This window comes from Rothia sp. HMSC066H02, assembly GCF_001814995.1.
Classification (GTDB): domain Bacteria; phylum Actinomycetota; class Actinomycetes; order Actinomycetales; family Micrococcaceae; genus Rothia; species Rothia mucilaginosa.
On the sequence record NZ_KV818674.1, the window covers coordinates 19,116 to 30,825 of the forward strand.

Here is an 11,710-nt window from a genome sequence, read left to right on the forward strand (position 1 = left end):
AATGTAACGAATACTTAATATATGGGCAGAGTAAATATAGACTCCGCGAGAGTGCCACCAAAACGCGTGGGGCGGGCACAAAAAGCCCGGCACAAGGTACAAAACCTCGCACCGGGCTTAGCGGAGAAGCGGGGGGATCAGTCGGGCTACGAACGCTCAGGCTTCACAAACGGGAACGACAACACCCCACGAATCTGAGTCTGAGCCAACAGCATCACCAGACGGTCCACGCCCAGACCCAAACCACCCGTCGGCGGCATACCCGTCTCCAAGGCGTAAAGGAAATCCTCATCCACCTCCATCGCCTCCATGTCACCCGAAGCCGCCTTCAACGACTGCTCCGTCAGACGCTCACGCTGCACCAGCGGATCCGCTAGCTCCGAGTAGGCACAGCCCATCTCCATGCCGTTGATCACCAAATCCCAACGCTCCGCCAAACCCGGAACACTACGATGCGGCGCCGCAAGCGGACTCGTCTCCGCAGGGAAATCCGTATAGAACGTCGGCTCCACCGTATGCGCCTCAACCAGCTCACCATACAGTTCCTCAACGATGGCGCCCGGGCCCATGCCCTCATGAACGCGCACACCGTGCCGCTGCGCCAGAGCCAGCAGCTCCTCAAAATCCGTCTGCACATCCACGCAGCGACCCAACGCCTCCGACAGAGCATCACACACCGACACCACACGCCACGGACCTGACACATCAGATACCGTGCGCTCGCTCGAAGCCTTACGACCCAGCGGCAAAGACACCGAACCAAACACCGCCTGAGCGGCATCCTTAATCAGACGCTCCGTCAACTCGCGCATCTGCACATAATCCGCATACGGACGATACGCCTCAAGCACCGTAAACTCCGGATTATGGGTCGCATCAGCACCCTCATTACGGAAATCACGACCCAGCTCATACACCGGACCGCTACCGCCCACCACCAGACGCTTTAGGTACAGCTCCGGCGCAATACGCAGCGTCAAATCCTCACCGTACGCATTGATATACGTGCGGAACGGACGCGCGCTCGCGCCACCGTGCACCGTATGCAGAATCGGGGTCTCCACCTCAAGGAAGCCCTCCGCATCCAGGCGGGCACGCAGTGCCTTAATCACCGCGGTACGCAGACGCAGATTCTGCATCTGATCCGGATGCACCAACAGGTCCGTGGAACGGCGACGCAGACGCGCCTCCGGGTCAGTAAAGGAGTCGAAGGGGATGGGGTGCAGGCTCTTCGACGCCATGTGCCAGGAGGTGGCAATCAGCGATTGGGTACCGTTACGGCTCGCCCCGTAGGTGCCCCGCACGGTGATGATGTCACCGGTATCCAGGTTGTGGGAGGCGAGGCGTAGCAGGCGCTCGCCCACCAGGCCGCGTTCCATGATGACCTGCAGGGTTTCATCCCCTTCAATCAGAGTTGCAAAGAGGACTCCACCGTGGTTGCGAAGCGCGCGAATACGCCCCGAAACTATGAATTCTGAATCTGGAATATTTTCAGAAGAGAATATACGCAGGGCATCCTTCACACCCAGCACAGGAGCACTGGTACTGCCCAAAGAACCACCCAGCGGATACGGCTCCATGCCCGCCGCACGCAGCGCCTCCAAATGACGCAGACGGTGCTGAGTCTGATCGCTACGCGACACCTCAGGAAGCTCTTCCACAGAAGCGAGCTGCATCTGGCGAAGAGCCTCCAGCTCATCTGCAGAAAGAACCTGCTCCTGATCCTGCAAACGGCGCGCCGACAAATTCGGCAAAAAGCCCTCCGCCATACCCGCCGCAACCACAACATTCGCCATCGCCAACGTCGGCTCCGTCGCCAAAAAACGAGGAACCCACAGCGGGGCAAACTTCAGATTGAAACGATACAGGCGGCGCAACTGCAGAAAACGATCCAGCACGCCCAAAGAGCGGGAAGCAAAACGGTTCCATGCTGATGCACCCACCTGATCAGCAGCCTCAAAAATATGGCCAAACATCGCAAAATTCAGCGACACCCGACGCACACCCAAAGACGCCGCCTGCTCCATCAGCGACGCCACCATAAACTCCACCACACCATTAGGTGCCTCAGGGGAGCGGCGCATAACATCCAAAGACAGCCCCGTAGGACCCCACGGGACGAACGACAGCAGAGCCACCATCTGACCAGCTTCATCATGAGCCGACACCAGAACAGACGAAGAATCCGCCGGATCATTCACACGATTCAGCGCCATCGAGAAGCCGCGCTCCACACGCCCATGACGCCACGCCGAAATATTCTCCGCAACCTGCTGACGTTGCTGCTCATCCAGCTCCGCAAAGCGCCGCATCTGCGCCGTGTACCCGCCGCGACGCACACGCTGAACCGCCTGACGCACCGGTAGCATCGACGTGTCATTGAGCGTGAAACGGTCCGCCTCAAGGACCGCCTCCTCACCCATCTGAATAATCGACAGACCCGCACGGTTATAGGCGCGCGCACCCGCCTCACTCACGCTCAGCGCCGCAGGAACCCAACCGTAACTACGCGCCTGCAGCATCCACTGCTCAATCGCGGCATCCCACGAATCAGGGTCACCCACCGGGTCGCTCGACGCCAAACACACCGAACCCACCGAACGGTACGTAATCGCAGCCCTCTGATCCGGAGAGAAAATCACCTGCTTATCGCGACGCGTCGCAAAGTAGGAGAGCGAATCATTGGCACCGTACTGCTGCAGCAGAGCGCGAATCTTCAGCTCCTTCTCGCCGGTCCACGCATCCGGGGCACGGTAACCGCGCGCCAACAGGTACAGTGCCGCAACCAGCGAGGCGCCGTAACCGAAAGAAGCCAAAAAAGCGACCACATCGGCAGACCACACGCCAGGATGGGTACGCTCAATACCCATGCCGTGCATCAGCAACTCCCACGGGGTCACCGAACGCAACGGCTCCCACACACCAATGTGGCAGAGGTACCAGAGCACCAGAGTAGTCAGCAGGATACCGCCAACAGCTGTCGATGCCGCACCCACCCACGAGAGGCGACCAATACGCGCCGGGAACGCCGAACGAATCGAGAAAAGGAAAGGCACCAGCGCGCACGCAAACACGATGGAGAGCGTATCGACCGTCGAGGAGAAAATACGGTCCTTCGGCATAATCCCCGCGGGGAACACCAGAGTGAAGGCGCTATGGGTCGCAATCAGCGCGCCAAGCACCTGAAAAACGATGGCCGCAATGAGAGCGGCACGCTTGCGCACAATCAGCCCGGACACAAGCACAATCATCGTAATGGCGCTGGGTAGCGTGTGCGTGGAGGGAATATTCAGCAGGTCAGCGGTGACTTCCCACCACGTGAAGCCGCGACCGTGCCGCAGAGGAGAAATAATCCACGCGAACGTGGTCAGTAGCGCGGCAAAAGAATACACCCCAATCACCACGCGTGCTGATATCTCTGCATACCTTGAGGGAGGCGCGGGCGCCTGCCCTGCTCGTGCTGTACGGCGACGTGAGGTAGTGCGGTGAGACATCATTATCAGCGGGGGATTGGGGTGTAGGGAAGGTGCTAGACCTTAGGAGTTCTTACTAGGCTTCGGTCTTCGGGTCACGGTAGGTGCCCTCGAAGACGTCGGGGATGCCGTTGTCGTCAGCGTCTACGCTTTCCTTCTCAGCCAGGGCACGGTAGTGCTTGTTACGGCGTGAAAGGATAACGGCACCAACAATTGCGGCGAGTACGGAGCCGACGAGAATCGCAATCTTTGCGTCTTCGGTGTGCGGAGAGCCGTGCGGGAAGGACAGCTCAGCGACCAGCAGGGACACGGTGAAGCCGATACCGCCGGTTGCAGCCAGGCCGACCACGTCAATCCAGGCGACGTCCGGGTCAAGGTTAGCGTTCTTGAAGCGGGTCACGAGCCAGGTGGTACCGAAAATACCGATGGTCTTACCGGCAACCAGCGCAACCATAATGCCGACCGCCACCGAGTCGGTGAGGGCGCGTCCGAGGCCTTCAAAACCGCCCACAGCCACACCCGCGCTGAAGAACGCGAAGATCGGCACGCAGATGCCGGTAGAGAGGGGACGGAATCGGTGCTCCAGCACCTCTGCAAGACCGTGTTCAGCCTGTGCCGCCTCAGAGCGAGCGGACATCTTCACGGGCACCAGGAAGCCGAGAACCACACCGGAAATGGTGGCGTGAATGCCGGACTCAAGGAAGAGCGCCCAGGTGATAATACCCAGGGGCAACAGCAGAATCCATGCAGCCAGCGGCTTCAGGTGCAGCATGGTCTCACCGCGGTAGGCAATGAACGCGAAAAGAGCGAGGGGGATGAGTGCGAAGAGCAGGTACTCGCCGTGGAAGTTATTGGTGTAGAAGATCGCGATAATGCAGATTGCAATCAGGTCGTCGACCACTGCCAGGGTCAGCAGGAAGACACGCATCGCCGAGGGGAGGAAAGTACCCACGGCGGCGAGAACAGACACCGCAAACGCAATATCGGTTGCGGTGGGGATTGCCCAGCCGTGCAGTGCGGTGGGGCTGGTGAAGTTCAGTGCCGTGTAGATAATCGCGGGCACTGCCACGCCACCGAAGGCAGCCGCAATCGGCACAATCGCGGTGGAGGGCGACTTGAGATCACCAATCACGAATTCCTTCTTCAGCTCCAGGCCGGTGAGGAAGAAGAAAGCGACGAGCAGACCGTCTGCCGCCCAGGTTCCGATGCTCATCTGCAGGTGGTTGAAGCCGGGGATGACCGGGCCGACCACGGTGTCTCGCAGACCAAAGTAGAAGGTGGAGGCGGGGGTGTTGGCGAGTACTACTGCCAGCACCGTCGCAATCAGAAGTACGGTACCGCCGACTGATTCTGCACGCAGAATGTCGGCTACGCGGCGTGAGTTGCTATATGAGCCGCGGCTGAGGGTATCTGGGTTGGTGTGAGTCATTCTCTCCTCTTTCTGCCGCGATATTATGCGGCATCTAAGGCTTTTAAGTTTACTCTGCACTGTATGAGTATTCGAGTACCCGCTGACGGCTTTTAGCTCCTGGACGGTGCACCGCGGTGTGCTTTTATGGGGTATATGCATAAACGTTCCGCCCTCGCCGCGTGGTGCGGTGAGGGCGGAACGTTTTAGTATTTCTGCAGCTATTCTGCGTGTTCGACTAGTGCTCTAGTCGTGCGAATGCGAGATTATGCGCCTGCGATAGCGGGTGCGCCGGACTCCTGGCCGTGGTCGTGTGCCAGCTCGCGTGCAACGTAGTTCTCCAGGTCGAAGAGGTTGCCGTTTGCGCGCTTCACGATGGTCACCAGGGTCTCCATGGTTGCAACTTCCTCAACCTGTTCCTTCAGGAACCAGAGGATGAACTGCTCGCCCAGTGCGTAGTTCTCAGCGCGTGCTGCGGAGAACAGAGCCTCGATCTGACCGGTGACAACCTTCTCCTGTGCCAGGGACATGTCAACGATTTCCTGAACGTTCTCGAAGTCGTTCTTGACGGCGGGAACAGCGGGGATCTCGACCTTGTGGCCGCGGTCCAGCTTGTACTGAACCATCATGAGTGCGTGCTCGCGCTCTTCGAGGGACTGCTGGTAGAAGAACTTAGCCAGCTGGGGCAGATCCTCACCGTCGAGCCAGATAGCCATGGACAGGTACTGGTGGGATGCTGCGAACTCGTGGCCGATCTGCTCGTTCAGAAGGTCGTAGAAAGACTTAGACATATGGTTTCTCCTTATATGGTGGTTGCTTGTAGGTGCCGGGATGGCGCGGTGCAACCTGTTGATATTTATCGTAAGGGGTGGGGTGCGTCATGTACAGAGAGAAAAGGCTAATCGGTGAATCAGATAAGGTACCCCTGACATATTGTCACCACAACCCTTAGTGTGGATGCCCTGAATACTTTCTTTGGATTGAGTGGTATTGGGTGCGTTTCCTTGAGATTTCGCGGTTTAGAGCGGCATTAGATACCCCAATATCCCGCGTATATGCATGATGCCCCTGCGCCCGACAGCCGGTCATTCGACATTTCATAGCGGTACGTGATACCGCAAAAATTTTTTAAAATTCTTCGAATGTATCGATGCCCGGGGCAACTTTAGGCGGTTTTAAGGTTCGTGCGTACCGCAGCGCTCGCGACTGCAAGAGCCTATTTAAGAAATCTGTTAAAGAGATAAGGCACGTTCCCGGTGGGGAATGTGCCTTATCTCTGGTTCTCTCAACTCTCACCCGGGGCGAATCTTACCCGAGGGCGGAGGAGGTTATTGTGCGGGGTAGTCCCCACGCTGCAGTGCATCAATCGAGATGACGTTTGAGGGGGTGTTGCCGAGGACTGCCTCGCCGATTTCTGCGAGATGTTCAACCTGTTCGGTGGTCAGGTGGTCGAAAATTTGGCGGCGTACTTCGCTCACGTGACCGGGTGCGACCTCCTGCACCTTCTGCTCGCCTGCGGGGAGCAAATGGCAGATACTGACGCGGCGGTCTTCCGCGCTGAGGGAGCGGCGGACGTAGCCGTCCTTCTCCAGGCGTGCCACAACGCGGGAGAGGCGTGCCGGGAGGGTGTTGGTAGTAACTGCCAGCTCGGTCATGGTGAGGGAATGATCCTTGGACTCGGAGAGCATTGCGAGCACCATGTATTCGACAAAGCTAATGCCAGCTTCGCTCTGCAGCTGGTTTTCCAGTTTGCGGGTGAGGCTGAAGATAATGGAGCTGATAAAGAGCCAGCCTTCTCGCTCTTGCGGGGAGAGCCACTGGATGGATTCGCTGTGTGCGGTATTGTCAGACCGCTGCGCAGACGTGGTTGGTGTGGACACGGGATTGGTTCCTCTTTTATCGGATATGGAGCTCCCTTATTAAGGGGAGGTGTGGTGTGCTGGCACCCATTGTAGCGAAAGGTCTTGCCCGGTAACCCTAAATTGGTACGGTCAAGTAATGGTTGACACTTTGGTGCTAATTTTTTGGAGGGTGCTAGGGTCATCTTTTTGCACGCAGTGACTATAAAAACCTAGGGTAGACAAGTGATGCACGACATATTTAAAAAGATTTCCGGTACAAGTATAGATGAGAACGTACCAAGAAGCATACTCATGAATTGAGCCAACTTCCGCGGAATATCAAGGGTTTTAGGGGTGTGGATGAAAATTCTAGGGAGTGTAAAGAGCTTGCCAAGGGTGAAAAATAACGAAACGATAACAAAATTTTTAAAAAAATCTCGGTTTTGGCTTTGCAACCGTAATGAAACCGTGTACACTAATTACATAACGGGGTCGAAGGAAGCCTCCGAGGCGAGACCGGAAGCTCGCTTCGATAGGTTCGACTCTCTATTTATCGGTGATTGTCGTCGGTGTACGAGTAACTCGTATTTCTACCGACGGATGTGCGGTGCGGGTGCAGTTCGTGGTTGGGCTGCATTCCGTACCGTATCTTTTTAACTCGAATTTCTATCAACTCACTCTAAGAGCATCCAATGGTCGGGTGCTCTTTTTCTTTGCCCTCATAGGGATTAGCAAGAGCGCCCCTGCAAACTAGGGGAGGAGCATGAGTTGGGGGGTCTGCGTACCTGCACTGTGCACCTTGCAGCTGTGGTGTTGCTGCGCCGTATCGCGTCAGGAATGTTACCCACAGGGGTTATCCACAATGGTTATCCACAGTGTGGAGAACTTACACGCATGTGATTTGGTGAAGCTGGCGATGGTGGCAATGCAAGATGCAAAGAGGGGCCCAGTCGAAAAATTCTTGTAATTACAGGCTTTCGAGGCTGTTAAAAGCGAGGGTAAGTTCTTAAACAGAAGACCTTTTCACCTTTAAAACCGCGGAACCCGAAAATTTCCACAGCTGTGGATAACCCTGTGCACTTAATCCACCGCCTCCGGCGTAAGGAGGCGCGTAAGATCGCTCGGCGGCCCTGTGGGCACTCAATATTTTGGCTAGTAGAAGGAAAAACACCCCGAATGGGGGCGAAAATTCTGCAGTTTATCCCCCGCGCATCCCCAAAATAGGATGTTATCCACAGCAGTTATCCACAGTGTGGAGAACTTACAGCACTGTTATTCACATGAGTGTATACCCCGGTATTTCAAGGCAGAATAGGGTATCGACCCTGAAAATCCTGTTGATGCACAGGGTTATCCACAGATGTGGGGAAAAGTCTTTGCCTAAAATCCACAGGGTCGAGCGAGGTCTTACATAAATGTGACGCTCCCCAACTCATGAAAAGTAAAGTAAACGCTACGCTGGTAATCTTTAATACAAGCCAAGTTTTCTAATGAAAGGCATCATCATGGCTGAAAAGTACACCCTCCCCGAGCTCCCCTACGACTACGCGGCGCTTGAGCCCCACATCTCCGCAAAGATCATGGAGCTGCACCACGACAAGCACCACGCAGCATACGTTGCAGGCGCTAACGCAGCTCTCGAGCAGCTTGAAGAGGCACGCGAGAACGGTGCATACGGCAACGTCTCCAAGCTCTCCAAGGACCTGGCGTTCAACCTGGGTGGCCACACCAACCACTCCATCTTCTGGAATAACCTGTCCCCCGAGGGTGGCGACAAGCCCACCGGCGAGCTGGCAGCAGCAATCGACGAGTTCTTCGGCTCCTTCGACAAGTTCCGTGAGCACTTCACCAACGTTGCACTGACCATTCAGGGCTCCGGCTGGGCAATCCTCGCATGGGACACCGTTGGCAAGCGCCTCATCATCGAGCAGCTTTATGATCAGCAGGGCAACATCTCCGTTGCACTGATTCCCGTTCTGCAGCTGGACATGTGGGAGCACGCATTCTACCTGGACTACCAGAACGTTAAGGGCGAGTACGTCAAGGCATTCTGGAACATTGTGAACTGGGCTGACGTTCAGGCTCGCTTCGAGCGAGCAGTGTCCCAGACTAAGGGCCTGGTTCTCTAATCTAAGTTTTCGTCAGCGCGGTGAAGTAGCCGCGGTGAGATAACTGAAACGGGTGCCCGGCGCCTCCATATTCGGAGGTGTCGGGCACCCGTTCGTTGTATTCAGATGTTGTTCCGCGGGGTTCAGGGCTGAGCCCTAGAGCGCCAGCGTGCGGTATACCGAGCCGCGGCGTCCCGAACGGGCTTTTTGCTCTACCAAACCTCGTTGGATTAGCTTGGGCAATGCGTAACGTACCTGCCGTGCACTCAACTCGGTGCTTTCCGCAATATCAGCGACTGTAGCAGGTCCGCGAGTCAAAGCAATGTACACCTGGGATTCCGTGGGGGATAGATTTTCCGGTATCTCAGCAAGCTGAGGAGTAGAGGATACCCCCATTGTGCTCGTAGGCTGCGTGTTATCGGCAGGACGGTAGATAATGACGCGTACCTGGATACCCTCGTCGATAATATGCGCCTTACGCAACCCAGCATCAACCAGGGCCTGTTGCGCAGCTAGGATACCGCCCCCTTCGCCCTCGATTAGTCGGTGACCGTCGCTGAGACGAATATTCTGGCAGATAGCATAGAGCGCCTCGTTTACAGCCGCAGGGCGATGCACGATGCCTACCTGACTCGGCAGGATACCCCAAAAACCGCCGGGGCTGATGATTTCAATACGGCCGCGTTTGATAAAAATCTGTATAAATTTTCCGGATGCATCCCGTTCATAGCTCCGGTGGACGAGTGCGTTGGCTACGAACTCACGGAGAGCTACCAAGGGGATTTCTGGCTGATCGATGAGCCCCGCACCATTGGGAGCTGTGACGGTGCGGTTCTTAATGTTGCGTATAAGCCATGCAAGGGTATCTTCAAGCATGGCGGGAATAGGGCCTTCGCTTCGAAAACGGTCATCATTGCGGGTGTTGCCGCTTGTAGACACTATGCCAATAACGCTCGCCCCAGAATAAAACTGCTGAGGGTAGTCACCCAGAGCGCACATCCCAGCCAAGGTTAAATGATTATCTGCAGCTAGTACATTGCGTTTATACAAAATTTCTTGGTCAGAGCTCTGACGCAAACGGGCTGAGGAGAGACGTACCTGGCGCAGGAAGTCCTGCGTGTAGGACTTGTCCAAATCATCAATGGACGTGTGAGCGATGCTTTGTAAGTCATTGTGCGGTTTGTGGCGCTGCGCGTACATTAGACTGAGCGCGTAGCCATCCATTGGGTAGTCACCATCCCCGAGCCGTTGGTAGGCTATATTACCTTTGAAGCAGGGACGTTCCTGTACCGGCAGGCCCGGAACGGTTACGATGAGCAGCTGATGGCCATCTAGAGTTATATCGTCGGTTTCCACTACGATTTTTGGCTTAAGATTTTGCGCGGCATCAATAATTTTTGCCCGCAGATCTTCAATATCATAAACGCCTACAGGTGCAAACTTCTGAGATTCGTCGACACCGCATATGATTGTGCCTCCGTCGGGAAGGTTAGCAAAGCTGCAGATAGTTTCCGCCACGGAGGAGGGGTAACCCATGTGGGCTGATTTAACCTCTACGGTCAGGCTGTCTCTACCTAGAAGCCGTAGCTCGTTGAGTGTTCGTGTTAGTTCTTCAGGCGTATACATGTACATATTGTAATTCCTGGAGTGACATTTTAGGCCTCATGCGGGACATTAGTTACAAATAAGATGGATTTTGGTGACAAATATGTAACTATTGAGGATGATTTGTTACATAAATAAGAAGCGGCCTGCGATGTTGGGCGGATGCGTTCCGGCTGTTGCTATGGTGGGTGCCCGGTGCCTCCACATTCGGAGGTGCCGGGCACCCGTTCGTTAAGCCCCGGGTAGCACCCGCGGGGTTGGGTTCGGAACCTTAGACGGAACCCTAGAGCGCCAGCGTGCGGTCAATGCGGATGCGGCGGCAGAAATCCTCATCATGGCTCACCACGATGAGCGCACCGGTGTAGGCTTCGAGTGCCTGCACCAGCCAATCCACCGAAGAAATATCGAGGTTATTCGTCGGCTCATCCAGCATGAGAAGTTGCGGCACCGGGTCGGCCAGAAGCACCTGCGCCACCGCCGCGCGGAAACGCTCACCACCGGAGAGCTCACCGGTCTTATGGTGCACGCTCTCGCGGCGGAAAAGCAGTCGCGCCAGCTGATCCCGAAGATGCTGCTCGCTCACTCCGGGGTTTGCCCGCTGCACGCTCTGCAGGAGGGTGAGCTGCGGGTCGAGGGTGATGCGCTGCGGAATGTACGCCCCCTCGAGGCAATAGTCGACCCGGTAGGCGGGCTGCACGGGGGAGCGGTACTCCGGGTCTGTTGCGTGGGCAATTGCCTCAAGGAGGGTGGTCTTGCCGCTGCCGTTCGCACCGGTGATGCGCAGATGCTCGGGGCCGCTGAGAATCAGGTGTTCGGGGTGCTCCGCAGGGGTTCCCTGCCGGCTCTCGCCATCTGCCTCAACGGGTGAAAAATGCAGAGAATCAACCTTAGTGGGTTGCTGAGCGGTAAATGTTTCACGTGAAACCTGCTGAGGGTTAGTCCCACGAGAATCAACCCTGTGCAGCTCCAGCACCTTGCGCCCCGCGGGTAGGGGCTGCTGGCTCAGCTCGGCATAGATTTTCTCCTGCACGCGCACCTCATCCTGGGCGTTCTGGTATTCCTCCTGAGCCTGCTCCTGCTTGCCGACGCGCAGAACTCGAAGCTTTGCCGCCGCCTGACGTGAGGCGTCCTTGGCGAGGGCAAGAATCGTATCCGGCTGGTCGTCCTTCCACACCTGCGCCATGTTCTTCGAGATAATCTCCTGCGCCTGCACCCACTCGCGATGCGCCGAACGCACCCGGTTCTTCGCCTCGGTCACGCGACGCTGAGCCGCCT

7 protein-coding genes are annotated in these 11,710 nt (G+C 56.5%); 1 reads left to right on the plus strand and 6 read right to left on the minus strand.

Going from position 1 to position 11,710, the window contains the following annotated elements; all coding sequences use genetic code 11:
- Positions 1 to 146: 146 nt before the first annotated feature.
- From lysX to HMPREF2999_RS03955, 4 genes are all read right to left on the minus strand, one after another.
- On the minus strand, positions 147 to 3,497 hold the full coding sequence (gene lysX, locus HMPREF2999_RS03940) for a bifunctional lysylphosphatidylglycerol synthetase/lysine--tRNA ligase LysX (protein ID WP_083315073.1): 3,351 nt from the start codon (positions 3,495 to 3,497) through the stop codon (positions 147 to 149).
- 52 nt (positions 3,498 to 3,549) lie between these two features.
- Positions 3,550 to 4,902 carry a Na+/H+ antiporter NhaA gene (nhaA, locus tag HMPREF2999_RS03945; RefSeq protein WP_070675640.1) on the minus strand — a complete coding sequence of 451 codons (1,353 nt, stop codon included), beginning with the start codon at positions 4,900 to 4,902 and terminating at the stop codon, positions 3,550 to 3,552.
- Between the two features lie 245 nt (positions 4,903 to 5,147).
- Positions 5,148 to 5,672 (minus strand): ferritin, encoded by a 525-nt coding sequence (locus HMPREF2999_RS03950; RefSeq protein WP_049338183.1) that lies wholly within the window; start codon positions 5,670 to 5,672, stop codon positions 5,148 to 5,150.
- 537 nt (positions 5,673 to 6,209) lie between these two features.
- Positions 6,210 to 6,761, minus strand: a complete 552-nt coding sequence (locus HMPREF2999_RS03955; RefSeq protein ID WP_070675643.1) for a MarR family winged helix-turn-helix transcriptional regulator — start codon at positions 6,759 to 6,761, stop codon at positions 6,210 to 6,212.
- A gap of 1,466 nt (positions 6,762 to 8,227) precedes the next feature.
- On the opposite strand from HMPREF2999_RS03955, the gene HMPREF2999_RS03960 reads away from it, so the two are divergent.
- On the plus strand, positions 8,228 to 8,851 hold the full coding sequence (locus HMPREF2999_RS03960; RefSeq protein WP_005507370.1) for a superoxide dismutase: 624 nt from the start codon (positions 8,228 to 8,230) through the stop codon (positions 8,849 to 8,851).
- A 135-nt stretch (positions 8,852 to 8,986) separates the two neighbouring features.
- Here HMPREF2999_RS03960 and HMPREF2999_RS03965 read toward each other — a convergent pair whose 3' ends face one another.
- Together HMPREF2999_RS03965 and HMPREF2999_RS03970 are read right to left on the minus strand one after the other, a co-directional pair.
- Entirely contained in the window at positions 8,987 to 10,462 is a 1,476-nt protein-coding gene (locus tag HMPREF2999_RS03965; protein ID WP_210399534.1) for an RNA-binding domain-containing protein, read from the minus strand.
- A gap of 256 nt (positions 10,463 to 10,718) precedes the next feature.
- Positions 10,719 to 11,710, minus strand: a 992-nt coding sequence (locus tag HMPREF2999_RS03970) for an ATP-binding cassette domain-containing protein (protein ID WP_141757035.1), incomplete at its 5' end; no start/stop codon positions are given.